Raw genomic sequence first — 26,646 nt, 5'->3', positions numbered from 1 at the left:
AGATGTTCACTACTTTCGCGCATTGAGTCTGCGCAGCGCCCCACGCACCACCTGCGGATCCTCCGTCGGCCACATCGGGGGCATGGACGCCAGGATGAAACGCCCGTAGGGCTTCGTCCCCAGCCTCGGGTCGAGGACGGCGACGACCCCCCTGTCCGTGTCCGAGCGCAGCAGCCGTCCCGCGCCCTGCGCCATGAGCAGGGCGGCGTGGGTGAGGGACACGGCGCGGAAGCCACTGCCGCCCCTGCGCTCCACGTCCATGCAGCGCGCCTTGGTGACGGGGTCGTCGGGGCGCGGGAAGGGGATCTTGTCGATGACGACCAGGCGGCACGACGGCCCGACCACGTCCACGCCCTGCCACAGGGAGAGCGTTCCCACCAGGCACGAGTCCCTCTCTGCTCTGAAGCGGTCGATCAGGGCCGACAGCGTGTCCTCGCCCTGCACGAGGACCTCGAAGTCCGTGCGCTCGCGCAGCGCCTCGGCCCCCGCCTGCGCCCCGCGCCGCGAGGCGAAGAGCGCGAGGACACCGCCCCCCGACGCCTGGGCCAGCTCGACGAGCTCGTCGAGCACAGCGGGGGGCGGCCCGTCCCTGCCGGGCACGGGGAGGCGGCGCGCCACGTAGCGGATCGCCTGGGCCGCCGGGTCGAAGGGAGAGCCGACGTCGATGCCGTGCCAGGGCGCGGGCGACAGTGCGAGCCCGCACTCGGCGGCCATGAAGTCGAAGGAGCCGCCCAGCGCCAGGGTGGCCGACGTGAGGATCGCGGGCCGCTCGCCGAAGCCGACGGCGCCGAGCGGCCCGGCGACGTCGAGGGGGCCGACCGTGAGGCGCTCGGCCCCCGGCTCGGTGCGCGAAACGTAGGCGATGGAGCGGTCGGGGTCCCTCCCCCACTCGTCGAGGGCGCCCGCCAGTTCCTCCACGGCGCCGCGCGCCAGGAGCTTGGCGGCCTGGTCCGCCTCGGCCTCTCCCACCTCCTGCTGGGCGCGGCGCACGGCGTCGTCGAGCACGGCCATGGCATCGACGAGGGCTGCGGGCCGCTTCTCCAGGAGCCCGTCGGGCAGCGGCGCCAGCGCCGCGCCCAGGCCGTTGCCCGCCTCCTCCAGGTCCGAGACCTCCAGGGACAGGGCCGAGCGCAGGGAGCGGGCGGCGCGCGCGACCCTGGCGGGCGTGATGTCGCGGGCGGCCTGGGAGCGCACGCGGTCCGCCAGTTCGTGCGCCTCGTCGACGACGACCGCGTCGATCTCGCCGAAGAGGGAGCTGCCCTCGGTGGCGTTGATGCCGAAAAGGGAGTGGTTGGTGATGACCACGTCCGCCTCGGCGGCCGCGTCCCTGGCGCGCTGGGCGAAGCAGTCGTCGATCAGGGGGCAGTGCCTGCCCAGGCACTCGGGTTTCGCCACGGAGGCGTAGTGCCACACGCGGTCCGGCACGCCGGGTTCCAGGTCGTCGCGGTCCCCCGTGTCCGAGGCGCGCGCCCACTCGCGCAGGCGCACGATCTGCCGCCCCAGCTCCCCCGTGGGCTCGGTGCCGGCCCCCGGGTCGCGGTCCTCGAAGAGGGTTCCCTCGGCGGGGTGCCCGCCCTGCAAGCGGTGCAGGCACACGTAGTTGCTCCAGCCCTTGAGGACCCGCACGTCCAGGCGCACTCCCGTGCGCGCCGCGACGGCGTCCACGACGGCGGGCGCGTCTTTGACGAGGATCTGGCGCTGCAGGGCCAGGGTCGCGGTCGAGACGAGGCCGCGCACCCCGTTCAGCGCGCAGTGGGTGAGCAGGGGTGTGAGGTAGCCGATCGACTTGCCGGTCCCGGTGCCCGCCTGGACCATGAGGTGGCGCCGCTCCTCGATGGCCATCGCCGCCTCAGCCGCCATGGAGGCCTGCCCCTCGCGCGGGGTCCCGCCCATCGCGGCCACCACGTCGTCGAGGACCCCGCCCGAGGCCCCGACGAGGTCTTCACTCATCGGCACGGGGCGCCGTGGCCGCGCGGACCGCCGCCGCCAGGGCCTCGTCGACGCGGGCGACGAGGCGCGTCCCCTCCGCCGCGTACTCCTCGCGCTCGACTACGCCCTCCTCGTGGACGCGGTGGACCAGGGAGCCCTCGGAGTAGGGGATGACCACGTCGATGAGCACGCCGGGCCTGGGCAGCAGGTCCTCCAGGGCGGCCCTCAGTGTTCCGACTCCGTACCCGGTTTTGGCCGACAGCGCCACGGAGTCGGGGAACGCGGTGCGCAGGACGGCGAGCTGCTCGGGTGTGGCCAGGTCCGCCTTGTTGAGGGCGATGAGTTCGGGGATGCGGTCTGCCCCCTCGATCCCTGAGAGCACGGAGCGCACGGCCTCGACCTGGGAGACGGGATCGGGGTGGGCGGCGTCGACGACGTGGAGGAGCACGTCGGCTGCTCCCACCTCCTCCAGGGTCGAGCGGAATGCCTCGACCAGTTGGGTCGGCAGGTTGCGCACGAAGCCGACGGTGTCGGTCAGCGTGTACTCGCGCCCGTCGGCGGTGCGGGCCCTGCGCACCGTGGGGTCCAGGGTGGCGAAGAGCGCGTCCTCGACGAGGACTCCGGCGTCGGTGAGGCGGTTGAGCAGCGTCGATTTGCCCGCGTTCGTGTACCCGGCGATCGCCACGGAGGGCACTCTGCCGCGCCTGCGGGCCCGCCGCTGCGTGCGCCTGGCGGGTTCCATCCGGGCGATCTCGGCTTTGAGTTTTGCCATGCGGGCGCGGATGCGGCGCCGGTCCAGTTCGATCTTCGTCTCGCCGGGCCCCCTGGAGCCGATGCCGGCGCCCCCGGCAACGCGCCCGCCCGCTTGGCGCGACATGGAATCGCCCCATCCGCGCAGGCGCGGGAGCAAGTACTCCAGTTGGGCGAGTTCGACTTGGGCTTTGCCCTCCCGGGACTTGGCGTGCTGGGCGAAGATGTCGAGGATCAGGGCGGTGCGGTCGACCACTTTGGCGTCGACGACGTCCTCGAGGCCACGCCTCTGGGAGGGCGCCAGTTCTTCGTCGACGATGACGGTGTCCGCCTCGTGCGCGCGCACGATGTCGGCGAGTTCCTTGGCCTTCCCGGACCCCAGGTAGGTCGCGGGGTCGGGCAGGGAGCGCCGCTGGATGACGCCGTCCATGACCCGGGATCCGGCGGTCTCCGCCAGTGCGGCGAGTTCGCGCAGCGAGTTCTCCGCTTCCTCTTCGCTCTGCGTGGTGCGCAGGCCCACCAGGACGACGCGTTCGAGGCGCACTTGGCGGTACTCGACTTCGGAGATGTCCGTCCGATCCGAGGCGGAGGTGTCGACGCGGCGGGTAGCGGCGCGCGCCTCGCGCTCCATGGCGCCCGCCTCGCCGGAGCGGTCCTGCCCGGCCGTGGACGACAGCGCTTGGGCCTGGCGCGAGAGGATGCGCGCCACGACCTCGTCGATGCGGGCGTCGTGGGACTCGTCGTCCGACTGGGTGGGGGTCATGTGGCGTCCTCCGGTTGTGGTGGGGCCTCCAGTGTCGCACGCCGTCCTCGGGTGCGCGTACGCGCGAGGGCGGGCGGGTAGGCTTTCCTCTGTGAACGAACAGTATTTCACCGATCAGGCCCCCGCCTCGGACGCGGAGGCGCACCAGTTGAGGGTGTCCGCGCGCGGCCACGAGCTCACGATGCGCGTGTCCCCGAAGGTGTTCTCCTCCTCTCGCCTGGACCTGGGCACCCGCCAGCTGCTGGCCGAGGCGCCCGAGCTGCCCGGGCGCGGCACCCTGCTCGACCTGGGGTGCGGGTGGGGGCCGCTCGCCGTGGTCATGGGCGTGGAGTCGCCGGGGGCCAGCGTGTGGGCGGTCGATGTGAACACGCGGGCCCTGGACCTGACGGCACGCAACGCCAAGGCCAATGGCGCGCCCAACGTGAGCGCCATGGAGGCGGGCACAGCACTGGAGCAGGCCCGTTCCGAGGGAGTGCGCTTCGACGCGATATGGTCGAACCCGCCAGTGCGCGTCGGCAAGGAGGCGATGCACCGGATGCTCTCCGACTGGCTGTCCCTGCTGGCGCCGGGGGGCGCCGCGTACCTGGTGGTCCAGCGCAACCTCGGGGCGGACTCGCTGGTGGCGTGGCTGGTGTCCCAGGGGATGGCGGCACGGAGGTACGCCTCGAAGAAGGGATACCGCATTATCGAGGTCACCGCCTGAGTTCCCGGTGCCGCGCACGGGTTGCGGGGACCGCAGTCGGTTCCCGAGGCCGCCGGACCCGGATTGCGGGGGCCGCCGGGGTTTGGGTTGTATGTTCGCCTGGCGGGGCTATAAGTGTTGCTTATACCCCCGGCGTTGGCGGACAGTGCGCGCACCGGACAGACGAACATCGGGCGGGCTCGCGGGTGCTAGTGCGGGCAGGGCCGCCGGGATCGGCGTCGGTCGGGCGGTTGCGGGGTTGTGGGTCGGGTCCTGTCCTTTCTTCGTGTGTCTCGGGGGGGGCCGCGCTGGGCGTGCCCGGCGGGCGGGTTCGATGGGGCTGCTGGGGTCTGGGAGTGCGCTTGCCCGGTGGGCTGGTCGTGTTGTGCGGGGTTGTGGGGTTAGTGGCCGTCTTGTTCGTCGGCGGTGTCGGTCAGGTCGATGCGCAGGTGGGACACGGGGAAGGGGTCGGACTTCTCGGTGGTGGTCACCACTGCTGGGAGGGTGAGTGTTTGGCCTGTGAAGGGGTTGGTGGTGGTGGCGTCCCACGTGGTCGTCAACGTGATAGTGCGCCTCTCATCCCCGTGGGTGGTCTGCTCGTAGTGGTGGGTCAGGCGGGCCTCCTTGTTGCCCCTCCTCCACGCCTGCCCGGCCCTGGTGGTCACCAAAGGAGGAGTGCCGTCCCCGAAATCGTAAGAGTAGTGTGACGCTGTCAGGGTGATCGTCACTTCGTGCCCGAACAGGGCCGTGGTGTGGGTCTGAGAAGGAGTGGCGGCGTAGACGATGGTGGGCACCCCTGCGTTCGTGTACGACTTCTTGCGGGGCTGCCACGACAATCCCGCGCCCGACACCGCCACCCGCGACAGGGCGGTGCGCACGATCGTCTCCACACTCGGCGCCTCCCCCTCACCCCCGCCCTCCTCTTCTGCGGGCTCCCCTTCGTCCGCTGGTGTTGTGGTGGGGGTGCCGGGCACGTACTGGCAGTGCGACGAGACCGCGCCCGCATCCCCCGGCCTGGCCGCAGACCCCGGAATCCCCTCCCGCTCACCCGTACACACCATCTCCAACGGCCCCCCCGTCACACGCCCACCCCGAGAAACACCCCCAGGAGCCCCGGACACCGCCGGAACGCCATCCGCGGAACCCCCACCAACAGCCGAACCACCCACAACCGACGACGACGGAAGATCACCTTCGGACACACTTACCTGTCGCTGGGTTGCGCTAAGTTCAAGTGCGGATCCCTCGCCATCTGTGGCATGCCGCACTGAATCGAGAGTCGGATCATCAGCAAGCGCTGGCCGAGCAAGAGACACAATTGCAAGAGAAACGACAATAGCGCATACTGCCGCCCTGAACACGCCTTTAGCTGACGGCGTCAGCATCTGCTGCCCTCCCGTCAACGACTTGCCATTCATTTTCCTTCCACTGGACACGGAACTTGATGATCGTGTCATACCTGCTCCCACTTTCGTACCCTTTGCTTGAATATCCTTCCGGCGTGTGTTCATCAATGTGAAACTGAACGTCGTAAATGGCAGTATCGGCCGCATCATCGGAGACGCGATCAATAGAGTCAGTATTCGTAATACTCGCGTAGGTTCCCTTAGCCCAGTATCCGTTAGAGTAGAATTCATCAATCTGCGCAATTTCCCTTTGGCAGAAGGTACACTCTTCGTCGCTGATTGCCTTAATCGGGGCAGTATCCCCCGTGTTCCACGCGTATGAGTAGGCGTTGAGGTAGTAGCGGGCCGCGGCCGCCGCTCCTGCTTCGTCGCCTTTGCTCATCGCCGCGGGCCGCACTGGCGCCTTGTCGGTGACGGGCGGGCGCTTCAAACTCCCATCGGACTGGACCTGGTAGCCATGACTCATCCCATAATCCGGCTCCCCCCTAAAGAACACCACATACGCCCCCACCGACACCACAGCCACCAGAACAACCAACACCGCCAGCGCCCGCGCGCCCCACCGCCGACGGGGCCCCTCATCCACAGGAGTCCCCTTGTACGGGTCGATCCCCCGCGCCCGCAACGCCGCATCCCGAGCCAACGCCTCACGACGCAACCCCTCCACATACTCACGCACCACAGGCGACATCCCACCACCACCGCCATCGGGCAAGTCGCCGGCAGGACCACCGTCGGGCAGGTCATCAACAGGACCATCAGCGGGCAGGTCATCAACGGGACTTCCAGCGAACAGGTCGGTGTCGGCGGGACCGTCAGCCGACTGATCGTCGGTGGACGGGCCACCGCCCGGCCCGGCGGGCGTGCTGCGCTGCCCCTTCCGACCCGCCAAACCCACTCCTCTGGCTTCCACGGCGCCCTCGGGCAGAGCGCCCCCATCAGGATCGGAAAGAGGATGCGCGCTGCTCGTTGGGGCATTTCCAGCGGGACTGGAAGCGGTGCCGCGGCCGAGCCCTCCGCCGGGTGGATCGCCCACCGCTCCGCCGCCTAACACCCCGCCAGAAGAAACTGCTGCGCCTCCACCGCCGGACCCAGAGGCACCGGCAACCGCGCCGGCGCCCGCCTCGTCAACCAGCCCGCGCCCACCATCGGACAAGGCGGCATCATCTGCTCCCACTGGAACCACATCCTCGTGCCAAGAACGACCCACACTAGTGGCCCGCTTCACTCACCTTCGATGGTAACGCCCCACACACCCCCAGCACCAGACCCCCACCATGATCTGTGCACAACCATCCCATCCGTCAGGGAAAGAAGCAGGCCCCAAGAAGCACCCCCAAGAGCCCGCCGCTCCGAGCCCCCGGTCCCCGCACGGTGCGCGACGTCCGCAGGGCCGCCACCGAGCCCCCGACCACCACCACTAATGGTCATGATCCCTCCTGCGGTTGGCCCTCGACTTCCACAACGCGCCAGAAGTAACCATCCCAGGCCACCAGCACCCGCGCCCCACGCGCACGCTCGACCCCAGGCACCAAAGTCCCGTTCGTGTACACATCCGGCGTGCGCTCACTGAAGGACACATCCACCGCGTACGTCTCATCCCCGTAGGCCTGCTCGTCGGTCACGCGCCCGACTGCGGAGGCCTGGAAGTCCGACGCCCTCGCCTTGGCGGCCCACCCGCCATCGGCATACACGGAGGTGATGTCGTTGGCCGTGTTCGCGCACGCCTGGCACCCGGTGGCCACCATATCCGTGAACGCGCGAGGATCCCCCACATTCCACGCGTAAGCCACCGTCTCGAAGTAGTACGAGGCCATCGCCTCGGCCCCCGCATCCGAATACTCGCCCACCAGAGGATCAGGCACCGGGAACTCCCCCACACCACTGGGCCGCCGCAACGACCCATCCGACTGCACGTAATAATCCCCACTCATCACCGGGCCCTCAGCATCCGCACCACCGCCGCCCGAGCACGCCGACACCCCCAACACACACAGCGCCAACACGGCCCACCACACGCCGCCCAACCGACAACGCCCACCAGAACAACGCCCAACACCAGGCAACACTCCCACCAACACCACATCCTCGTGACGAACCTCGAACCACCACAGCGGCTCCACTCACCCCGATAGTAACCCCCACACACCCCCAACACCAGACCCCCACCACGATCTGAACACAACCACCCCACACACCAGAACACAAACAGATCCACAAAACACACAACACCCACCACTCCAAGCAGCCACCGACAGGCCCAGGCCAACGCTCACACCCGGAAGGGCACCTCAATGCACCTGATGGTGCTAGGCACTCCCTGACGGCGCTGATGGCGGGGAGGACTGACGTGTCCAGCCGAATCCGTCCCAATGCACCTGATGGCGCTAGGCGCTCCATGACCCTCGGCGTGTCGAACGGCAGCTGAGCTGCACAAACGCCGCACCGAATCGCCAGTGGTCGAACAGGGGCCCTTCGACCAACGAGCACGAGCCCAGTTCAAGGGACTTTTCGTTGCCAACACAAGGGTCACCACCGGCGCCCGATTCAGCTCCCGGTCTGCCGGTTTCCAACCACTTCTCAACGGAAAGCCGACACCAGCACCCACAGAATTGGGGCACACCCCACCATATTATTTACCGCGTAACCTCATTTCCTTCCTCCGCGCGCACCTGTTGGACGACGACCCCGTCCGCTTCCATCCGATCTGCCAGAACCGCACACAAGGACCTGATTTACGCAACACCGAGGCGCACACAACGGCAGAATCACGCCCTTGTGTGCGACTGTGTGTTGCGGAAACACCGACGTTGTGTGCGGGAAGCACTCCGCAAGGAGCGCTCGGATAGGACCCGGGGCGCCCACCTGGCAACGACCTCCCAGAACCGGCCACTCGGCCTCGAATGCACCGGCCCGCTCAGAGCGACAACAGCCTGCGGGACCATCCGCACTCCCCCTGGACCCACCGGCACATCCGGAAGGACAACGACCCTACGGAATGACGATTTCGGCCACGCGCATGGCGGGCCCCGTGAGGAACACGGGCGCCCCGGTGAGCCCGGGCCCGTCCCAGTCGATGACTCCGTCGATATCGACGCGCACCCTACCCCCGGGCACGTCGACGATCCACGTGGCGGGGGCGCCCGGCCCCCGGCGCAGCGCCGTCGCGACGGCCGCCGCGCAGCAGCCGGTGCCGCAGGCCATGGTCTCCCCCACGCCCCGCTCCAGGACGCGCATCCGCAGGTGCCCCACCTCATCACTCTCGCGCGTGAGGTCGACGACGAGTTCCAGGTTGGTGCCCTCATGGGGCTCCGGCTCGTATGCGGGGCGCATCTGCGGGGCGACGCGCGCCGCGTCCACCGCGGGCAGCTGCGCGCCCTCCAAAGCAGCCGGGGAGTCCAAGGCCACCACCGTGTGGGGGTTGGGCATGTCCACCCAGATGCCGCCCAGAACGCCTGGGATTCCGGGGACGGAGACCTTGACGGTCTCGCGCGCGGGGCTGGAGGCGGGCCCCATGTCCACCCTGTACTGGGCGCTGTCTTCCGCAGCGCAACCGTGTGCAACACCGTCCGGAGCGCCGCCCTTCTCAGCGCAATCGCCTACAGCACCACGTTCGGCAGGACCATCTTCCGCGCCGCCACCCGCGGCACCGTTCGCGGCGCCACCCGCACCACAGCCCTCCACGGCGCCACCCCCGGCCTCGGCGACGAGCGCCACCGTCCGTTTGCCGCCGCGCGTGAGGACGTCCAAGGACTCGCCCGGGGCGAGGCGGACCAGGCCCTCACGGCGCAGGTGGTCGACGAACACGCGCACGCCGTTGCCGCACATCTCGGCCTTCGACCCGTCAGCGTTGCGGTAGTCCATGAACCACGCGCCACCGGAGCGCACGCACCGGATGAAGCCGTCGGCGCCGATGCCGAAGGCCTGGGAGCACAGTGCCCGGACCTCCTCGGCCCCGGGGTCGTGGGAGTCGTCGGCGTCGGTGGCGACCACGAAGGAGTTCCCGCACCCGTGGGCCTTGACCAGGCGGGCGCGGCGCGGCAGGGGGAAGTCACGCATGGTGCAACGCTACCCCACCGGCGGCCCGCGCCTCGGCGATGTCGAGGACGTGGGACGCCACGTCCTCCGCGTCCCCCGCGGCATCCAGCCACACGACCCGCGGATCGGGTCGCAACCACTTGACCTGGCGGCGGGCCAACTGCCGGGTTGCCAGGGCGACCGAGTCGATGGCCTCGTCGACCCCCATGAGCCCGTCGATGACGGCCAGCGCCTGGGCGTACCCGGTGGCCCGGGAGGCGGTCCTCGCCTCGCGCAGCCCCGCCCCCTCGAGGGCGCGCACTTCCTCGACCAGGCCCGCGTCGAACATGGCGCGCGTGCGGGCCGCGATGCGCCGGTCCAGCTCCTCCCAGTCGCGGCGCAGCGCCACCATGACGGCAGGGCGGTGGAACTCATGGCGGGGCATGTGCGCGGAGTAGGGGCGCCCAGTCACCTCGATGACCTCCAGAGCGCGGATGATGCGGCGCGCGTTACGGGGGTCGATGCGCCTCGCCGAATCGGGGTCGAGGCGGGCGAGCCGCTCGTGGAGTCCGCGCGCGCCCAGGGGCCCCGCCGCTTCGGCCTCCAGGCGGGCCCGCACCCGCCGGTCCGTGCCCGGGAAGTCGATGACATCCAGCAGGGCGCGTTGGTAGAGCCCCGACCCGCCCGCGACGACCGCCACTCCCCCGCGCGCGTGGATCCCCTCCACGTCGGCGCGGGCGTGGCGCTGGTAGGCGGCCACGGACGCCTCGTCGCGCACGTCGAGCACGTCGATCTGGTGGTGGGCGATGCCACGGCGCTCCCCCTCCGGTGTCTTCGCGGTGCCGATGTCCATACCCCGGTAGAGCTGCAGCGCATCTGCGGAGACCAACTCCCCCGCCCCCCGGGCTCCGAGGCGCGCGGGGGCCCGCTGCGCGACGGAGAGCGCCACGTCGGACTTGCCCGAGGCAGTGGGGCCGACGACGGCGATGACGAGGTCGCTGGGGCGCGGATCGGGCTGGTTCATGGCTCCAGTGTATGGGCACGTCCTACCGCCGGACGCCCACGTGCCGATAGGCTGGGCGCATGAGCACACAAGACACTCCTCCCGTCACGCTGCCGCGCGTGTGCGAAGCCGTGGCCGCGACGGGCCTCATTCCCTTCGTCGCGGAGCAGCAGGTCGCCGTGATCCTGCCCGCCCGCACCGTGCGGATCGCCGTCCCCCAGGACAATCCCGGCCAGGGCGTCGCCGACTACCCCCGGTCCTTCGACGCGAAGCACGCCGACCAGTTGGCGGAGGCGGTGCGCAACCTCAACGCCTCCACCTACCTGCCCAAAGTGGTGAGCACCCCCACGGAGCAGGGGACGATCACTCTGCACATGCAGCACACGTTCAACTGGGTGGTCGGAGCGTCAGACGCGCAGCTCAACGCCGAGGTCTCCCAGTTCCTCATGGCCACCATCGCGATGATGAACCAACTCGACATAGCGTTCCCCGACCAGTGGGCCAAGGAGGCCGATCATGCCTGAGTGGAAGTCCTTCACCCTCGACGGCGACGAGTCGGCCGCGTCCCCCGGGGCAGCCGAGCAGGGCGCCCCGGCAGCGGGGGGCCCGGGTCCCGACGAGTTCGCGCTCAAGTGGGGCACCGAAGTCCAACCCGTGACCATCGAGCGCATCGCCGCCGTCCTGGAGGGCGACGGCCTGCCGGTCGCCACTTCCGAGTTCGTCGCGGCCACGCAGGTGGAGGAGGGGAACTTCCAGATCCACCGCGAGCCCGCGGACTGCCCGTGGGCCCAGGTCGAGCTGCGCCTCTTGGTGCAGGGGGCGGAGCTGGCCGACCTCGACCGCATCGCCAACGACTGGAACGCCGCCCACCTGCAGCCCACTGTGTTCCCGGTCCCCGAGGCGGGGCAGCCGCTGCTGGTCGCGGCCAGCCGCTTCTTCGTCGGCGAGGGCATGTCGGACCGTCAGATCCACGCGATGATCCGTCGCGGCGTTGTGGTCGGCCTGTCGTTGGCGCGCGAACTCGCCCAAGCCGGAGGGGACGGGACGGGCGGCGCCTCCGACGAGGAGGGGGCCGGATCCGAGTCCGCCCCCGCTTCCGACGAGAACGGGGCCGTCTCCGAGCCGGACCCCGCTGCCGCCGAGGACGGCGCGGAGCCCGCACCGGTTCCGGCTGCCGATGAGGAGAGGGCCGAGCCGTCCGCACATGCCCGAGAGGACGGGGCGTAGGGGCGGACTGCTCCCGGTTGTTTCGCCCGACTCGTGTGGGGGCGCGGCTGTGCCGCGTCCCCGCACGTGTTCGGCGGAGGATCGCATTTATATTGGGGGCTCTGCGCGGTCCTCGCTCCCGGGAGCAGTCCCGAAGGCCGACCACCACTTCGCAGTGATGACCGCCATAGGACAACGCTACAGCATTGCGGCTCCAGTCACAGCGCTTTCATGTTCCCCTGGGGCGCGCCTCCAAGGCCCGCGGGCGCGGAGCCGCCATTGCCCGAGGGCCCACCCCTCACTCCTTCTAGATGTCGCACACAAGGGACAGGATTAGGAAACACAACACCGCACACAAGGGCTTGATTCCGCCCTTGTGTGCGGCGCGTGTTACGTAAATTAGGGTCCTTGTGTGCGTACCCCGGGGGAGGGGCACACAACCCAGAGGAAAGCCGGGCTGGGGACCGGCTCTGGCGCGAGTGTGGACGCGCGTTGTCGACACCGTGAGGGGGTTGTCGACACCGTGAGGGGGATATAACGCGCGCTGGTGCCGATAACGCGCGTCAGCGCCCCCCGGCCCCTCAGCCGCCGACGCGGACAGTGGGCATGCCGAGGGCGACCCCGGTTCCTGGCTCTGCCGCGTCCCGGCCCGCCTGCCAGGCGTCGCCGGCGCGGGTGCGCCGGATCTCGAAGAGCCCTCCCTCGAGGCCCGAGTCGGCGATCAGGTGGTGGGGGGCGCCGTGGGTGACGCTCGCCCGGATCATGTCGCCAGGTCGGGGCCTGTCGGCGCCGGACAGGGAGTCCGGTAGTCCGACGTGGACCAGCCTGTTGTCGCGGGCCCGCCCGGTGATGCGGCGGGTGGCGCCGTCCTTGCGCCCGTCGCCCTCCGAGACGAGCACCTCCACCCCAGCGCCCTCCAGGGCGGCGTTGTCCTCGGCGCAGATGCGCTCCTGTAGTGCGACGAGGCGCTTGTACCGCTCGAGCGCCACATCCGCCGGGACCTGGTCCTCGCGGTCCGCGGCGGGCGTTCCCGGCCTGGGCGAGTAGAGGAATGTGAACGCCGAGGCGAAACGCGCCTCCTCGACGACCTGCAGCGTCTGGGCGAAGTCCTCCTCCGTCTCGCCGGGGAAGCCGACGATGATGTCCGTGGTGATCGCCGCCGCGGGGACCGCGGCGCGCACCCGCTCGAGGATCCCCATGAACCGCTCGCGCCTGTACGAGCGCCGCATCTGGCGCAGCACCCTGTCCGACCCCGACTGCAGGGGCATGTGCAGGCTCGGCATGACTGTGGGCGTCGTCGCCATGGCGTCGATCACGTCGTCGGTGAAGGCCGCCGGGTGCGGGGACGTGAAGCGCACCCGTTCGACGCCCTCGACCCCGCCCACCGCGCGCAGCAGGTCCGCGAAGGCCCGGCGCTCGCCGAAGCCCACGCCGTAGGAGTTGACGTTCTGGCCCAGCAGGGTCACCTCGATGGCTCCCTGCGAGGCGACCGCCTCGACCTCCGCCAGGATCTCCCCGGGGCGGCGGTCGCGTTCCTTTCCGCGCAGGCGGGGGACGATGCAGAAGGTGCACGTGTTGTTGCAGCCCACGGAGATGGACACCCACGCCGCGTACACGCTCTCCCTGCGTGTAGGAAGCGTTGAGGGGAACACTTTGAGGGATTCCTCGATCTCGACAGCTGCGGCCCTGTTGTGCTCGGCGCGGCGCAGCAGCGCGGGCAGCACGTCGATATTGTGGGTGCCGAACACGGCATCGACCCACGGCGCCCTCTCGACGATGCCGTCGCGCATCTGCTGGGCCAGGCAGCCGCCGACAGCGATCTGCATCCCGGGGCGGTCGCGTTTGACCGCCGCCAGCTGACCGAGGTTGCCGAAGAGCCGGGTCGCTGCGTTCTCCCGGACCGAGCACGTGTTGATGACGACCACGTCTGCGCCCATGTCCCCCGCGTCGGTCGCCCTGGCCGCCGCCTCGGGCACCTGGTCGACGGGCAGCAGTCCGGCCTGCTCCAGCAGGCCGGCCATGCGCTCGGAGTCGTGTTCGTTCATCTGGCAGCCCAGCGTGCGCACCGCGTAGGTGCGGGGCCGGGCGGGGGGATTGTGCGGGTTCATCGCCTGGAGTCTACCGGCATTGGCGCGCTCCGCCCCGCCGGGGCCTTTCCGCGCCGCTGTGGCGCGGGGACAGCGCGCCACAGCGGCGTCCGAGGAGGCGAATATGGGAACGCCCCCTTTGTCAAAGGAGTCCCCCGTCCAGCGCCTCACGCAGCAGTGCCAGGGCGGCGTCCACGGCTCCCGCGCGCACGGCGCACCGGTCGCCGGGTATGCGGACGAGGCGGTGCAGCGCGCCCCCGGGGGCCGCGCACGCCACGTGGACGGTTCCCGCCTCGTGGCCATCGGCGCTGCCCGGGCCGGCTACCCCCGTCGTGGACAGGGCGATGTCGGCCCCGAAGAGTGCGCGCGCGCCGGAGGCCATCTGCTTGGCGACCTCCTCGTCGACGGGGCCCACCAGCTCCAGGCGCTCCCTGCTCACCGACAGGACGGAGGCCTTCGTGTCCGTGGCGTAGGTGCACACTCCCCCGCGCACGACTCTGGAGGCCCCGGGTATGTCGACCAGGCGCGCCACCAGGGCGCCCCCGGTGAGCGATTCGGCGGTGGCGATGCTCAAGCCCCGGGCGGCGAGTTCCCCGACGAGGGCGGCGACCCCCTCGGTCCTCATGCGCCCCACCCCGCTTCCCCGTCCTGCCACGGCCCGTCCTCGCCGTCCCCGCTGCCCAGGGCGTCCAGCGCCTCACACACGGCGCGGGCGGACACGTCCGGGCCGTAGCCCTTGCGCGCGAGCATGCCCGCCAGTCGGCGGTAGGCGGCCCGGCGGGGCATGCCGCGCACCGAGCGCGCCCTGTCCTCCACCAGCCGACGCGCCCTGTCGTACTCGTCGTCCGCACTGATCGTGGACACCGCCTCGTCGATCGTGTCCCCGTCCAGCCCCTTGCGCCGCAGTTCCGCGACCAGGGCGGGCCCGGTCCTTCCCCGCGCCGCGAAGCGCTCGCGCACAAGCGCCCGGGCGAACGCGCGGTCGTCCACGAGGCCCACCGCCTCCAGCCGGGCGACCACCTCTTGGCCGACCCCGTCACGGAAGCCCCGCGACGCGATGGCGCCGAGCAGTTCGCGCCGCGACCGCGCCCGCGTGTCGAGCTGGCGCAGAGCGACCTCGCGCGCCGCCTCGACGGCCCTCGGCCCCTCAAGTGCGGCGTTGCGCTCGCGCATCAGGCGGGCCCGCTCGGCTGGGGAGGGCCGCCCTTCGCGCGCCTCCCCCGGCCCCGGGCGCTCCGGGGCCCCGGGGTCCTCCTCCTGGTCCTGGTAGGCTTCCATGGCTCAGAAGCCCGCGTCCTCGTCGGGATCGACGGACGGCGCCTGGGAGGCCTCCTCGGGCGGGGCCTCGGCGATGCCCAGGGCGACCAGGATCTTCTGCTCGATCTCCCCCGCCAGCGCCGGGTTGTCGACCAGGAACTGGCGGACGTTCTCCTTGCCCTGGCCCAGCTGGTCGTCGCCGTAGGTGAACCAGGAGCCGGATTTGCGCACGATGCCGGTATCGACGCCCATGTCGATGATCGAGCCCTCGCGGGAGATCCCCTTGCCGTAGACGATGTCGAACTCGGCCTGCTTGAAGGGGGGTGCCATCTTGTTCTTCACGACCTTGGCGCGGGTGCGGTTGCCCACGGGGGCGCCCGCCTCCTTCAGGGTCTCGATGCGGCGCACGTCGATGCGCACCGAAGCGTAGAACTTCAGCGCCTTGCCGCCCGTGGTCGTCTCCGGGGAGCCGAAGAACACGCCGATCTTCTCGCGGAGCTGGTTGATGAAGATCGCGGTCGTCCCCGTCGCGGAGAGCGCGCCGGTGATCTTGCGCAGGGCCTGGCTCATGAGGCGCGCCTGGAGGCCCACGTGGGAGTCGCCCATCTCGCCTTCGATCTCCGCCTTGGGCACCAGCGCGGCAACGGAGTCGATGACGATGATGTCGATGCCGCCCGAGCGGATCAGCATGTCGGCGATCTCCAGGGCCTGCTCGCCAGTGTCGGGCTGGGAGACCAGCAGCGAATCGGTGTCCACCCCCAGGGCCCGGGCGTAGACCGGGTCGAGGGCGTGCTCAGCGTCGATGAAAGCCGCGTTGCCGCCCGCCTTCTGCGCGTTCGCCACGGCGTGCAGGGCGACCGTGGTCTTGCCCGAGGACTCGGGCCCGTAGATCTCGATGACCCTGCCCCGGGGGAGGCCGCCAATGCCCAGGGCGACGTCGAGGGCCAGAGAGCCCGTGGGGATCACCTGGACGGGCGGGCGGGAATCGTCGCCCAGGCGCATGACCGACCCCTTCCCGAACTGCTTGTCGATCTGGGACAGCGCGACCTGGAGGGCCTTGTTGCGGTCATTCTCCACCGTGCGCGATGCCGTGCTCTTGCGGGCAGCCATGGGCGTTCCTTTCTCCGTGGGCCTCTCCGACCCGTTGTCCTTCTGGCCGATGACGCCTCCCCTCTCCGGGGCGGCGTAATGACGATACGCGCGGCCATACGCGTCTGCGGAACGCCCGCGGACCGCCTGTGGACGCGGCGCGGGCTCCGGAGCCACCGGTGGACAGACTATATGGAACACATGTTCGATGGCGCGGCGACACGCCGCATCTACCGGTCAGTGCCCCCGCGTCGCCGGACGGGGTCGGTGCGATGGATCCAGCGCGCGTCCTCGCGGCCGGTCTCCCGCGTGAGGGCATCCCACACCCGGTCGGGATCGGTGCCCGCGCCGAGCGCCTCGGCCGCTGTGGCCCCAAGCTCCGCCAGGTGGAGATCCGTGACATAGGAGCGGCCGAGCGCCGACCCGAAGGTGGCCTCGACCGCTTCGTAGAACTCCGAGTGCTTCACGTTCAGGAGATCAACGCGACCGACATAATGTCGTCGGGAACCGCGTCGGGGACGACTGCGCCATCAACGACCGCCATACGGTCGGAGACCTCGTGCAGCACGAACCACAGGGGAACCCCCAGGGCATGGGAGATAGCATCGAGCAGCTCGGAAGACGCCTCCTTCTGTCCGCGCTCCACCTCGGACAGGTACCCCAGCGACACCTGGGCCTCCGAGGAGACCTCGCGCAGGGTCCGGCCCTGGCGCTGGCGGATACCGCGCAGGACGTCTCCGAGCTCCGTGCGCAGCAGTGCGGTTTCGCGCGGTTTCTTTTCCATACCTTTACTGTAGCGGCTCATCGGAACCGACCGCATGTCCGTACCGCGCATCGGACCGCTGCGACGGCGGTCCGGGTGGCTTCTATTAATGCTCATAGTGGTGCAACGCCCCCGATCATGTGCGCATTCCACGCCTCGGCACCCCTCGTCTGTAAATTGCGCCACCTAGACTCAATCCTGGGACGCTGCCCCGCGCGCAACTCGCTGCTGCGAAGGGCCATCCGTGTCCTGCTCGGAAGGGCAGTCGTCCTCATCACAGGCGCCCTCCCCGTTGCTGTGCGCCTGGTCCTCGTCGTCGGCCTGGGCGTCCAACTCCTTGCTGATCCGCATGCCGTCGACGATGTACGTGATGCCCGAGTAGACCGTGACGGCCAGAGCCGCTCCGGTGAGCGCAAGGCCCAGGCTGACCAGCGCCTCCGCCAACCAGGTGTACGCGGGGTCGAGCACCGGCAGATAGTCCCACGGGATCAGCAGCGTGCCCAGCGCCAGAATCTGCAGGAGCGTCTTGACCTTGCCCACGTAGGCCGCGGCGACCACGACGCCTCGGCGCAGAAACGCCGCGCGCAGCCAGGTGATGCCGAGCTCGCGTACTGCGATGACTATCGTCACCCACCATGGCAGCACGGCCTGCCACGACAGCAGGGCGAAGGCCGACAGAGTGAGGGCTTTGTCGGCGATGGGATCCACTATGCGACCGAAGTCCGTGATGAGCCCCCAGCTTCGCGCCAAGTGGCCGTCGAACTTGTCGGTGATGGCCGCGATGGCGAAGACCACGAAGGCGAGCAGACGCTCCAGGTACGACGGTCTCAGGGCCAGGTAGATGAAAACGGGCACCAGGACGATCCTCGTCACCGTGAGCGCATTCGCCACGTTCAAATTCGAGATCCGCCGGGTCTGCACCCGCGATACGTTGTCGTTCACGTCGCCTCTTTCCACTGTGCTCAGCGTCCTGTGAGCTGCCAAGCGTCCTCGTCCCCAGTCGCTTCCTCATCGACCCAGTCGGGCGCCGAACCGCCGAAGTCGGTTCCAGCGTAGGGGTCCTTGCCCCTGTTGGGCGAATCGGCTACGCCGCCCACCGCCCCCGCACTGCCGCCGTCCCCAGCGCCACCAGGTGTTTCGTCGGCGCTGCGCCCGCCCGGGGCCCCGGCCTCGGCGGCAGCGCCCGGAGTGGGCCCCGCAGCCGCGGGAGCACTGGATGCCTTAGTGGGAGCGGGGGCGATGGAACCCGGAGCGGGGCGGGATCCGGCAGGGGATGCGGGGGCGGCCGTACCCGCCCCGTCCAGAGACGCCTGCTCGCCGCGCAGCATCGCCAGGACCTCGGGGAGCCGCTCGGGCGGGACCAGCACCTGGCGCGCCTTCGACCCCTCCGACGGGCCCACAATATCGCGGGACTCCAGCAGATCCATGAGCCTTCCCGCCCTGGCGAAGCCGACGCGGAGCTTGCGCTGGAGCATGGAGGTCGACCCCAATTGCGTCGAGACCACCAGCTCCGCTGCCTGCAGCAGGTCGTCCAAGTCGTCGCCGATGTCCTCCGCGACCTTCGCCGCAGTCTGCTCGGGGACCACGTCGTCGCGGTAGTGGGCTTCCATCTGGCCCTTCACGTGGGAGACTATCTGGTGGATCTCCGACTCCGACACCCACGCGCCCTGCACGCGCATCGGCTTCGAGGCGCCCGCGGGCAGGTAGAGGGCGTCGCCCTGGCCGATGAGCTTCTCCGCGCCGGGCTGGTCCAGGATCGTGCGCGAGTCCGTGAGCGAGGACGTGGCGAAAGCGAGTCGCGAGGGGATGTTCGCCTTGATGAGGCCCGTGACCACGTCGACGGAGGGGCGCTGCGTGGCCAGGACCAGGTGGATGCCGGCGGCGCGCGCCAACTGGGTGATGCGCTGGATGGACGCCTCAACGTCGCGGGGCGCGACCATCATGAGATCTGCGAGCTCATCGACGACGACCAGCAGGTACGGGTACGGGTGCAGGACCCGCTCCAAGCCGGGTTTGGCCTGGACCTGCCCCAGGGACACCGCCTTGTTGAAGTCGTCGATGTGCTTGAAGCCGTAGTCCGACAAGTCGTTGTAGCGGGCGTCCATCTCCTTGACGACCCATTCGAGCGCCTCGGCGGCCTTCTTCGGGTCGGTGATGATCGGCGAGATCAGGTGGGGGATGCCCTCGTAAATGGTGAGTTCGACGCGCTTGGGGTCGACGAGGATCATCCGCACCTGCTGCGGCGTGGCGCGCATCATGATGGAGGTGATCATGGAGTTCACGAACGAGGACTTGCCCGAACCGGTCTGCCCGGCGACCAGCAGGTGCGGCGTCTTGGCCAGATTCGTCACCACGTAGCCGCCCTCGACGTCCTTGCCCACGCCGACCACCAAGGGGTGCTGGTTGCGCCTGGCGGCACCCGAACGCAGCACGTCGCCCAGAGCGACGTTCTCCCTGTCGGAGTTGGGGATCTCGATGCCGATGGCCGACTTGCCGGGGATCGGGGCCAGGATGCGCACGTCTGCCGAGGCGACGGCGTAGGCGATGTTCTTCGACAGATTGGTGAGCTTGTCGACCTTCACGCCCGCACCCAGGACGACTTCGTAGCGCGTCACCGTCGGACCGCGTGAGAACCCGGTGACCCGCGCGTCGATGTTGAAATCGGCGAACACCTGCGCGAGCGCGCGCACGACCTGGTCGTTGACAGCCGAGCGCGTCTTGTGGGGCGGACCACAGACCAGCAGGTCGTCAGCGGGCAGGGTGTAGGCGATGGACTCGTCGAGGTCGGCCTGGAACCCTCCCGCGGGCGCCTCGGTCATGGGCGGGGCCTCCAGCCCGGGGTCGGGCTCGGGGACATGGGCCGGGACCGTGTCGGGCTCGGGGGCGGCAATGGTGGGCCGCACCTGGGTGAGGACCTCGGTGGGCGCCCCCTGGGGGGTTGTCCTGGGGCGCACGGCTGGTGCGGCGTCCTCCCCCAGGACCGTGGTCGCCCCGTCGGTTCCCGTCGTCGCCCCGTCGTCATCCGCAGCCTGGGCGGGGCTGACCTCGTGGGGCATGCGGAAGGACTCGTCGCCGTCGTAGCGGTCGAGGAGCGGGTCGTCGCCGGGGCGGCCCCCGTGCCCGCCTTCCTTCCGGTCGGCCGTGGATCCCGCCGTCGTGCCCCGGGCTCCGTCAGCCGAGGACCCGGGAACGGAGTCCGCCCCGTGCTTGCGGGCCAGCGCGGCGCGCGCCTCCCGCAGGCGCGCGGGCACCTCGGCGACCCGGGTGCGCGTGGCCAGCAGGAACGAGTAGAGGAGCAGGAGGACCAGGATCGCCGCGGCGCCCCACACCGACAGCAGCAGCGACAGGGGGCGCGCGATGAACCACCCGGCGATGCCGCCCGCCTGCTCCACTGCCGCGAAGGGATCGATGGAGGGGTTACCGCGCGAGACGTGCACCAGGCCCGTCAGGGAGAAGGCCACGCCCACTCCCCCGGCGACGTGGTGGGGCACGGCGGACTTGCCCGAGCGGGCGCGCACGAGCTCCACGGAGAAGGCCACGAGGACCAGGGGGAGCACCACGGAGAAGATGCCGACCAGCCCGGCGGCGCTGTGGTGGATGAAGTCGCCGGCCTCGCCGGAGACCTGGAACCACTCGCGCAGGGCGACGATTATCGCGATGGCGACCAGAACGAAGGCGAGGGCGTCGCGCTTGAACTGGGCGTCCGTCGCCCTCCACGCGGCCGCGCACCGCACAGCCCCCCGACCGATCGCCGAGAACACGCGGGAGAGCAGGCCCGGCGCGGCACTGGCCGACGAGGCGGGGGCCGGCTGCGCGCCCTTCGGGGAACGGGGCCTGGCGGGCTTCTTCTTAGGGGACGCGGAACGGTTCGACTGGTTGGCCATGATGCTCTGACGCTACTCTCACACGACGGGAAAACCTTGTAGGCGCGCCGAAAACCCGGTTTCTTGCAGCGCGCGTTGCCCTCAGGGGCGCAACGGGACGACGGTCGAGACGACGCCGCTCTCCAGCACCGCCTCAACCTGCTGGAGGGTGGGGACAGGCAGTGCGGAGGGGTGGGAGAGGGTGATCGCCGCCCCGGCGTTCGCCATGAGGCAGGCGTCGGCGAGCTCGTAGCCCATCAGGAGCCCCGCGCACATCTCCGCGATGTGGGTGTCCCCCACTCCGGCGGTGTCGGCGGTCGTCGTCTGGAACGCGGGGATGTGGACGATGGGGGCGTCGCGGCCCTCCTGGAGCTCGCACCCCATGGATCCGAGGCGGCGCACCGTGGTGGCCCCGGGCCGCATGAGGTCCCGGATGGCCGTCCCCCCGCGGTAGCCTGCCAGGATCGATGTCAGGGTTGTCGCCTCGCGCACGTTCATGGTGACGATGTCCGCCCGGCCCAGCAGGTTCCGCCACGCCTCGACGGGGACCTGCTCGACCGCCGGGGAGATCGACACGACCAGGGTCACCGACTCGGGCAGTTCCGCCCCCCATTCGGAGAGCACCTTCGCCGAGTGCGGGTTCGTGAGGTCGGAAGCGGCGACGTGGATCGTGTCCCCGGGCTGGAGGATGATCCGGTCGAGGACCGCGCGCGAAGGCTCGGACTCGACTCCCGCGGTCACCACCGACGTCATCGAACCGTCCTCGACGATCAACTGGATGACCACGCCGATGTCCCCGACCAGTTCCGGCGTGAGGACGCTGACCCCCGCCTCGACCAACTGCTGGCGGACCGTGAACGAGTTGGGGCCCGTTCCCAGGGGCGAGGCCATCGCGGCGGGGACACCCATCGCCGCCGCTGCGCTCAACGTCGTGAAGCCGCCGCCCGGGCGCGAGCTCGCGGCGTCGGCGTGGACTGAGCCGCCCCTGCCGGGCATGTACGCGATGTGCATCGGCAGCACAAGAGCCACGGAATGAGTCGAGATGAAACGTCCAGCCACTCATGCCCCCTCGTATCGAAGTCCGTCCCCGGCGACCCGCGCCGATGCGCGGGGGCGCCGCTACTGCTCGGTCACCACTGGGACGATCATAGGCCGCCTGCGCAGGCGCCGCGCGACCCAGCGGCCGATCACGCGCCGCATGGCCTGCTGCAGGACGTAGGGGTCCTGCCCGCCCGGGGCGGCAGCGTCCTTGAGCGCCGAGGCGACATCGGGGAGGATCTCGTCGAACACGGAGTCGTCCTCGGCCATCCCGATGGCACGGATGGTCGGGCCGGCCAGGACCGTTCCCGAATCGTGCTCGACGACCGCGAAGATGGAGATGAAGCCCTCCGCGCCCAGCGTGCGCCGGGTCTCGAGCTCGTCCTCGGAGATCTCGCCGATGGAGCGCCCGTCCACGTAGACGTACTCGCAGGGCACCACGCCGGACACGCGGGCGGCGCCGTCCTTGACGTCGACGGTGACCCCGTCCTCCGCCAGGACAACGGACTCAGGGCTGATGCCCGTCTTCACCGCGAGCTGCCCGTTGCCCACCAGGTGGCGCACCTCGCCATGGATCGGCATGACGTTCTTGGGCTGGATGATGTTGTAGCAGTAGATGAGCTCACCCGCGCTGGCGTGCCCGGAGACGTGGACCTTCGCGTTCTCCTTCGACACGACCCGGGCGCCCAGGCGCGTGAGGTCGTTGATGACCCTGTACACGGAGTTCTCGTTCCCGGGGATCAGCGAGGACGCCAGGACCACCATGTCCCCCGCTCCGATGGAGACCGTTTTGTGGGAGCCGACCGACATGCGCGACAGGGCCGCCATGGGCTCGCCCTGGGAACCAGTCGCCATGTACACGCGCTGGGAGGGGGGCAGCTGATCGATCTCCTTGAGGTCGACGACCACCCCCTCTGGGATGGCCAGATGGCCCTTCTCCTCCGCGATGCGCATATTGCGCTCCATGGACCGGCCCACCAGCGCCACGCGGCGCCCGTGGTGGTGGGCGGCGTTGATGACCTGCTGGACACGGTGGACGTGGGAGGCGAAGGACGCGACGACGATCTGCCCAGTGGCCTCGCTGAACACCTGGTCCAGGACGGGGCCGATCTCGCGCTCGGGGGTGATGAAACCGGGGACCAGGGCGTTCGTGGAGTCCACCATGAACAGGTCCACGCCCTCCTCGCCCATCCGCGCGAAGGCGCGCAGGTCCGTCAGGCGGCGGTCCAGGGGCAACTGGTCCATTTTGAAGTCGCCGGTGATGAGGACCTTCGCCGCGCTGGTGCGCACGAACACCGCGAGGGCGTCGGGGATGGAGTGGGTGACGGAGACGAACTCCAGGTCGAAGGGGCCCACTGTCAGGCGGTCGCCTTCCGCGACGACGTTCAGGCCGGGGTCGCTCAGACGGTGCTCGCGCAGCTTGGGGGCCACGAACGCCAGAGTCAGGTCGGAGCCGTAGATCGGGATGTCGCCTCGCAGCTTGAGCAGGTACGGCACAGCGCCGATGTGGTCCTCGTGGCCGTGTGTGAGGACCAGGCCGACGACGTCGTCCATCCGGTCCTCGATCCACGAGAAGTCGGGCAGGATCAGGTCCACACCGGGCTGGGTCTCCTCCGGGAAGAGGACACCGCAATCGACGACCAGGAGTTTGCCTTCGAACTCGAGGACGTTCATGTTGCGCCCCACCTCGCCGAGGCCGCCCAGCGGTATGACGCGCAGCGCCCCCTTCTCGAGGGGCGCGGGTTCGCTGAGGTTCTCGTACAGGGGATTCATACGTTTAAGTCTGCCATGCCTGGAGGCGCCTTGATCGCGCGGGGACTCGTTCACCGGGGTCGAAACCCTCACATTCGCGTCTAGAGCGCGCCCTGGGCGACCAGTGCCGCCCGCAGGGCCTCGACCTCGGAGTCGGAGACGCCGACCAGCGGGAGGCGCACAGCGGGCGCGTCGATGACGCCCTGGAGCCACAGCGCGTACTTCGCCATGACGGCCCCCTGGCCGCTGCCCATGATCGCGCGCACGAGGGGGCGCAGCTGGTAGGACAACTCGCGCGCCTCCCACACCTGGTCGGAGTCGAGCAGCTCGATCATGCGGCGGTACTGTGCGGCCGCCACGTGGGAGACCACGGACACGAACCCGGATGCGCCCCCGGTCATCCACGCGAAGTTGAGGGCGTCGTCGCCCGAGTAGTACTCCAGGCCAGTGCGGTGCATGCGGTCCACGCCCGTCTCGACGTCCCCGGTGGCGTCTTTGACGCCCTTGATCCGCGGGTGGGCGGCCAGGGCGTCCAAGGTGCCGTCGGAGAAGGCGATGCCGGTGCGGCCGGGGATGTCGTAGAGCATGACCGGCAGATCGGTGGCGTTGGCGACTTCGAGGACGTGGGCGCGCAGCCCCTCCTGGGAGGGCCTGTTGTAGTAGGGGGAGACGACCAGCAGCCCGTTGGCTCCGTGCTCCTGGGCGCCCTCGGCAATGCGCACCGCGTGGGCGGTGTCGTTGGAACAGGCACCGCACAGGATGAAAGCGCGGTCGCCCACCGCCTCGCGCACCGCGTCGGTGAGGTCGTTCTTCTCAGGCTGGTGGGTCGTGGGGGACTCTCCGGTGGTGCCGGAGAGCAGTATGGTGTCGCAGCCGCCGTCGACCAGCGCCGTGGCCAATCGCGCTGCGGATTCGCAGTCGAGGGAGCCGTCCGCCTTCATGGGGGTCACCATCGCGGTGGCGAGTGATCCGAAGAGCCTTGGGGGAATCATCGTCATACCCTTGACCATACCTTTACCCGGGGGCGCTCGTCTGGGACTTCCGCGCCTCGGACCGCCCGCAGGGCACCAGGGCGGAGGACGAGGCCGGGGCCGGGGCCGGGCAGTCCTGCCGCGCTCAGCGGACGGGGCCGGGACCCATGGTCGAGGGCCGACGGGACCAGCACTGGAACGCGCCCACCCCGCAGGGCACCAGGGCGGAGGACGAGGCCGGGCGGTCCTGCCATATTCTGCGGACGAGGCAGCCGACGGGGCCGGGTGGGCCTGCGGTGCCCTGCGGATCTCGCGCGACACCGCGGACTCGTCCCGTCCGACAAGGCCGGGCGATCTCGCTCACCCCCACATGGTTCCCCCACGCGACCATGATGTCCTCGCGCTCAGCGAGGGCAAGGATGACGGTATTGGCGGCCCATGGCACTCCTCCAGACGATGATCTCTTGCACCCACCACCCTCAGGACCCATGGGCCGCCAACCCACCCCCCGCACCACTGCACTCGAAACGGAAAACCAAGCCCCAATGCCTCGTTGCCCATTCCCATGCGCGCGGGCAAGTCCTGTGGCGTGGTGCAAGGGTTGTGTGGTTCCTTCGGACGGTGTACCACGAATAGCATGGTCAACGCTGGCGTTCCACATGGGCACCTATGGTTCCTTCGGACGGGGCACTGCGAATAGCATGGAACCCGCGCGGGATCCCCTCGAACGCCCCGGATGCCGGGTGCGGGCACGGGCCTATTCCGCTCGCGCCCACCACAGGTGCTGCGTGTGCCCGTCGCCGATGGCGCGTCCTGCCCCGGCGGGGGCGAAACCCGCTGAGGAGAAGAAACGCTGACGGGCCTCGTCGCAAACATCGATCCACACCCGCATCGCCCCGCCGACGAGGTCGGCGACTGCGGCCAGCATGCGCGATCCGTGGCCCAAGCCGGCGAAACGCGGATCCACGACGAGTTCGTAGATCTGAGTGGCCACCGCGGCAGGGGCCCCACCCTCCTGACCCCGGACAACGCCCGACGGGCCACCGGCAGCGCCCGCCTCGTCGTCCGGGCCGGCCAGGGCGAATCCGACGATGCTGCTGCCGTGGAGGGCCACCACCAGCGCTGCGGAAGCGGGGCGCGGGGAGGACAGGGCCGACTCCCACCCGGCCCGCAGCCGCTCCTCGCTCAGCCCCTGCGCCGCAAGCTCCTCCCCGCCGAAAAAGGCCCGCCACGCCCCCCACTGGAGGGCGGCGATAGCGCGCTCGTCCCCGGGCACGGCGGGGCGGACGGACGTGTCGGGGTGGGGGGGGGGCTCCCCGCTCCCACCGTTCACAGGCCCATCACCGATTCGATGCCCACGGTGAGGCCGGGCCTGGAGGAGACACTGCGCACCGCGAGCAGCACGCCGGGCATGAAGGAGACGCGGTCGAAGGAGTCGGTGCGGATCACCAGCTGCTCCCCGGGGTTGCCCAGCAGCACCTCCTCAGAGGCCGTCAGCCCCCGCAGGCGCACCGCGTGGACCGGAACGCCGTCGATCCTGGCCCCGCGTGCGCTGTGCGGGTCCGACTCAGTGGCGTCGGGCACGTCCCCGAGGCCGGCGGCCCCGCGGGCTCGCGCGATGCCGCGGGCCGTAGCGATTGCGGTGCCCGAGGGGGCGTCCACCTTGTCCGGGTGGTGCATCTCCACGACCTCGGCGGACTCGAAGAAGGGTGCTGCGATCTGGGCGAAGCGCATCGCTAGGACGGCCCCGATCGCGAAGTTCGGGGCGATGAGGACCGAGCGCCCGGCCTCCTCGGCGTGGGCGCGCACCCGAGCGTAGGCGTCGTCGTCCCAGCCGGTGGTGCCCACCACGGCGTCCACGCCCGCGTCCAGCAGCGCGTGGACATTGCGCTCCGACGAGGCGGGGGATGTGAACTCAACGGCCACATCCGCCCCTCCCAGGGACTCGCGCGAGATGGTGTCGCCCCCGTTGAGGCGCGCCACGACCTCCATGTCCGCGCAGGCCCCGACGGCCTTGACCACTGCGGTCCCCATGCGCCCGGAGGCTCCGATCACAGCAACGCGTTTCAC

At 70.1% G+C, this 26,646-nt stretch carries 23 protein-coding genes; 3 read left to right on the top strand and 20 right to left on the bottom strand.

The features are described 5' to 3' along the window. Nucleotides 1–9: 9 nt before the first annotated feature. Entirely contained in the window at nucleotides 10–1,950 is a 1,941-nt protein-coding gene (locus tag G447_RS0106570; protein WP_026430483.1) for an ATP-dependent DNA helicase, read from the bottom strand. Next, nucleotides 1,943–3,442 carry a GTPase HflX gene (gene hflX / locus G447_RS0106565; RefSeq protein WP_026430482.1) on the bottom strand — a complete coding sequence of 500 codons (1,500 nt, stop codon included), beginning with the start codon at nucleotides 3,440–3,442 and terminating at the stop codon, nucleotides 1,943–1,945. Before hflX ends, G447_RS0106570 begins: the two co-directional genes overlap by 8 nt. Nucleotides 3,443–3,533: 91 nt before the next feature. Here hflX and G447_RS0106560 point away from each other — a divergent pair, with 91 nt between their 5' ends. Continuing rightward, nucleotides 3,534–4,145: a class I SAM-dependent methyltransferase gene (locus G447_RS0106560; protein ID WP_026430481.1), complete on the top strand. Its 612-nt coding sequence runs from the start codon at nucleotides 3,534–3,536 to the stop codon at nucleotides 4,143–4,145. 380 nt (nucleotides 4,146–4,525) lie between these two features. Here G447_RS0106560 and G447_RS0106555 read toward each other — a convergent pair whose 3' ends face one another. From G447_RS0106555 to miaA, 5 genes are all read right to left on the bottom strand, one after another. Further along, nucleotides 4,526–5,185, bottom strand: coding sequence for a hypothetical protein (locus tag G447_RS0106555; RefSeq protein ID WP_081697876.1), 660 nt, complete (start codon nucleotides 5,183–5,185; stop codon nucleotides 4,526–4,528). A gap of 304 nt (nucleotides 5,186–5,489) precedes the next feature. Then, on the bottom strand, nucleotides 5,490–6,422 hold the full coding sequence (locus tag G447_RS12050) for a DUF6318 family protein (RefSeq protein ID WP_243442329.1): 933 nt from the start codon (nucleotides 6,420–6,422) through the stop codon (nucleotides 5,490–5,492). Nucleotides 6,423–6,957: 535 nt separating this feature from the next. Continuing rightward, nucleotides 6,958–7,395 carry a DUF6318 family protein gene (locus G447_RS0106535; RefSeq protein ID WP_243442328.1) on the bottom strand — a complete coding sequence of 146 codons (438 nt, stop codon included), beginning with the start codon at nucleotides 7,393–7,395 and terminating at the stop codon, nucleotides 6,958–6,960. A gap of 1,126 nt (nucleotides 7,396–8,521) precedes the next feature. Continuing rightward, nucleotides 8,522–9,589 carry a diaminopimelate epimerase gene (locus G447_RS0106530; RefSeq protein WP_026430477.1) on the bottom strand — a complete coding sequence of 356 codons (1,068 nt, stop codon included), beginning with the start codon at nucleotides 9,587–9,589 and terminating at the stop codon, nucleotides 8,522–8,524. After that, nucleotides 9,582–10,571, bottom strand: coding sequence for a tRNA (adenosine(37)-N6)-dimethylallyltransferase MiaA (gene miaA / locus G447_RS0106525; RefSeq protein WP_026430476.1), 990 nt, complete (start codon nucleotides 10,569–10,571; stop codon nucleotides 9,582–9,584). The genes G447_RS0106530 and miaA overlap by 8 nt, the downstream gene beginning before the upstream one ends. 59 nt (nucleotides 10,572–10,630) lie before the next feature. Between miaA and G447_RS0106520 the strand changes: the two genes are divergently transcribed. Together G447_RS0106520 and G447_RS0106515 are read left to right on the top strand one after the other, a co-directional pair. Then, nucleotides 10,631–11,074: a hypothetical protein gene (locus G447_RS0106520; RefSeq protein WP_005867034.1), complete on the top strand. Its 444-nt coding sequence runs from the start codon at nucleotides 10,631–10,633 to the stop codon at nucleotides 11,072–11,074. Next, nucleotides 11,067–11,777: a type III secretion system chaperone family protein gene (locus G447_RS0106515; protein WP_026430475.1), complete on the top strand. Its 711-nt coding sequence runs from the start codon at nucleotides 11,067–11,069 to the stop codon at nucleotides 11,775–11,777. Before G447_RS0106520 ends, G447_RS0106515 begins: the two co-directional genes overlap by 8 nt. A 560-nt stretch (nucleotides 11,778–12,337) precedes the next feature. On the opposite strand, the gene miaB is transcribed toward G447_RS0106515, so the two are convergent. The 13 genes from miaB to dapB form a co-directional block, all read right to left on the bottom strand. Beyond that, nucleotides 12,338–13,864: a tRNA (N6-isopentenyl adenosine(37)-C2)-methylthiotransferase MiaB gene (gene miaB / locus G447_RS0106510; RefSeq protein WP_005867058.1), complete on the bottom strand. Its 1,527-nt coding sequence runs from the start codon at nucleotides 13,862–13,864 to the stop codon at nucleotides 12,338–12,340. 121 nt (nucleotides 13,865–13,985) lie between these two features. Continuing rightward, a complete protein-coding gene (locus tag G447_RS0106505) occupies nucleotides 13,986–14,468 on the bottom strand; it encodes a CinA family protein (RefSeq protein WP_026430474.1) in 483 nt (160 codons plus the stop codon). Continuing rightward, on the bottom strand, nucleotides 14,465–15,121 hold the full coding sequence (locus G447_RS0106500) for a regulatory protein RecX (protein WP_005867038.1): 657 nt from the start codon (nucleotides 15,119–15,121) through the stop codon (nucleotides 14,465–14,467). The genes G447_RS0106505 and G447_RS0106500 overlap by 4 nt, the downstream gene beginning before the upstream one ends. Before the next feature lie 3 nt (nucleotides 15,122–15,124). Next, complete coding sequence (gene recA, locus G447_RS0106495) at nucleotides 15,125–16,210, bottom strand: recombinase RecA (protein WP_005867036.1); 1,086 nt, start codon at nucleotides 16,208–16,210, stop codon at nucleotides 15,125–15,127. Nucleotides 16,211–16,419: 209 nt separating this feature from the next. Next, nucleotides 16,420–16,656: a DUF3046 domain-containing protein gene (locus tag G447_RS0106490; protein ID WP_026430473.1), complete on the bottom strand. Its 237-nt coding sequence runs from the start codon at nucleotides 16,654–16,656 to the stop codon at nucleotides 16,420–16,422. A 2-nt stretch (nucleotides 16,657–16,658) separates the two neighbouring features. Continuing rightward, nucleotides 16,659–16,973 carry a helix-turn-helix domain-containing protein gene (locus tag G447_RS0106485; RefSeq protein ID WP_005867029.1) on the bottom strand — a complete coding sequence of 105 codons (315 nt, stop codon included), beginning with the start codon at nucleotides 16,971–16,973 and terminating at the stop codon, nucleotides 16,659–16,661. 171 nt (nucleotides 16,974–17,144) lie between these two features. Next, complete coding sequence (gene pgsA, locus G447_RS0106480) at nucleotides 17,145–17,894, bottom strand: CDP-diacylglycerol--glycerol-3-phosphate 3-phosphatidyltransferase (RefSeq protein ID WP_005867032.1); 750 nt, start codon at nucleotides 17,892–17,894, stop codon at nucleotides 17,145–17,147. 20 nt (nucleotides 17,895–17,914) lie between these two features. After that, nucleotides 17,915–20,836, bottom strand: a complete 2,922-nt coding sequence (locus G447_RS0106475; protein ID WP_026430472.1) for a DNA translocase FtsK — start codon at nucleotides 20,834–20,836, stop codon at nucleotides 17,915–17,917. A gap of 81 nt (nucleotides 20,837–20,917) precedes the next feature. Beyond that, nucleotides 20,918–21,826 (bottom strand): PfkB family carbohydrate kinase, encoded by a 909-nt coding sequence (locus G447_RS0106470; protein WP_034476637.1) that lies wholly within the window; start codon nucleotides 21,824–21,826, stop codon nucleotides 20,918–20,920. A gap of 108 nt (nucleotides 21,827–21,934) precedes the next feature. Then, on the bottom strand, nucleotides 21,935–23,626 hold the full coding sequence (locus tag G447_RS0106465) for a ribonuclease J (RefSeq protein ID WP_005867048.1): 1,692 nt from the start codon (nucleotides 23,624–23,626) through the stop codon (nucleotides 21,935–21,937). An 80-nt stretch (nucleotides 23,627–23,706) separates the two neighbouring features. Further along, a complete protein-coding gene (dapA, locus tag G447_RS0106460; protein WP_026430470.1) occupies nucleotides 23,707–24,603 on the bottom strand; it encodes a 4-hydroxy-tetrahydrodipicolinate synthase in 897 nt (298 codons plus the stop codon). A 730-nt stretch (nucleotides 24,604–25,333) separates the two neighbouring features. After that, complete coding sequence (locus G447_RS0106455; RefSeq protein ID WP_026430469.1) at nucleotides 25,334–25,909, bottom strand: GNAT family N-acetyltransferase; 576 nt, start codon at nucleotides 25,907–25,909, stop codon at nucleotides 25,334–25,336. Next, nucleotides 25,906–26,646 carry a 4-hydroxy-tetrahydrodipicolinate reductase gene (dapB, locus tag G447_RS0106450; RefSeq protein WP_026430468.1) on the bottom strand — a complete coding sequence of 247 codons (741 nt, stop codon included), beginning with the start codon at nucleotides 26,644–26,646 and terminating at the stop codon, nucleotides 25,906–25,908. The genes G447_RS0106455 and dapB overlap by 4 nt, the downstream gene beginning before the upstream one ends.

This window comes from Schaalia georgiae DSM 6843 (assembly GCF_000429245.1).
In the GTDB taxonomy this organism is placed as follows: Bacteria; Actinomycetota; Actinomycetes; order Actinomycetales; family Actinomycetaceae; genus Pauljensenia; species Pauljensenia georgiae.
Note: the sequence above shows the minus strand (reverse complement) of the source record. Positions and strands in the feature narration are given on the sequence as shown.

Bases quoted from the DNA above. Each gene is read 5' to 3' on its own strand.
- G447_RS0106570 (WP_026430483.1), bottom strand. From the start codon at position 1,950: ATGAGTGAAGACCTCGTCGGGGCCTCGGGCGGGGTCCTCGACGACGTG.
- hflX (WP_026430482.1), bottom strand. From the start codon at position 3,442: ATGACCCCCACCCAGTCGGACGACGAGTCCCACGACGCCCGCATCGAC.
- G447_RS0106555 (WP_081697876.1), bottom strand. From the start codon at position 5,185: ATGGTGTGTACGGGTGAGCGGGAGGGGATTCCGGGGTCTGCGGCCAGG.
- G447_RS0106530 (WP_026430477.1), bottom strand. From the start codon at position 9,589: ATGCGTGACTTCCCCCTGCCGCGCCGCGCCCGCCTGGTCAAGGCCCAC.
- miaA (WP_026430476.1), bottom strand. From the start codon at position 10,571: ATGAACCAGCCCGATCCGCGCCCCAGCGACCTCGTCATCGCCGTCGTC.
- G447_RS0106520 (WP_005867034.1), top strand. From the start codon at position 10,631: ATGAGCACACAAGACACTCCTCCCGTCACGCTGCCGCGCGTGTGCGAA.
- G447_RS0106515 (WP_026430475.1), top strand. From the start codon at position 11,067: ATGCCTGAGTGGAAGTCCTTCACCCTCGACGGCGACGAGTCGGCCGCG.
- miaB (WP_005867058.1), bottom strand. From the start codon at position 13,864: ATGAACCCGCACAATCCCCCCGCCCGGCCCCGCACCTACGCGGTGCGC.
- G447_RS0106505 (WP_026430474.1), bottom strand. From the start codon at position 14,468: ATGAGGACCGAGGGGGTCGCCGCCCTCGTCGGGGAACTCGCCGCCCGG.
- G447_RS0106500 (WP_005867038.1), bottom strand. From the start codon at position 15,121: ATGGAAGCCTACCAGGACCAGGAGGAGGACCCCGGGGCCCCGGAGCGC.
- recA (WP_005867036.1), bottom strand. From the start codon at position 16,210: ATGGCTGCCCGCAAGAGCACGGCATCGCGCACGGTGGAGAATGACCGC.
- G447_RS0106485 (WP_005867029.1), bottom strand. From the start codon at position 16,973: ATGGAAAAGAAACCGCGCGAAACCGCACTGCTGCGCACGGAGCTCGGA.
- G447_RS0106475 (WP_026430472.1), bottom strand. From the start codon at position 20,836: ATGGCCAACCAGTCGAACCGTTCCGCGTCCCCTAAGAAGAAGCCCGCC.
- G447_RS0106470 (WP_034476637.1), bottom strand. From the start codon at position 21,826: ATGCACATCGCGTACATGCCCGGCAGGGGCGGCTCAGTCCACGCCGAC.
- G447_RS0106465 (WP_005867048.1), bottom strand. From the start codon at position 23,626: ATGAATCCCCTGTACGAGAACCTCAGCGAACCCGCGCCCCTCGAGAAG.
- dapA (WP_026430470.1), bottom strand. From the start codon at position 24,603: ATGACGATGATTCCCCCAAGGCTCTTCGGATCACTCGCCACCGCGATG.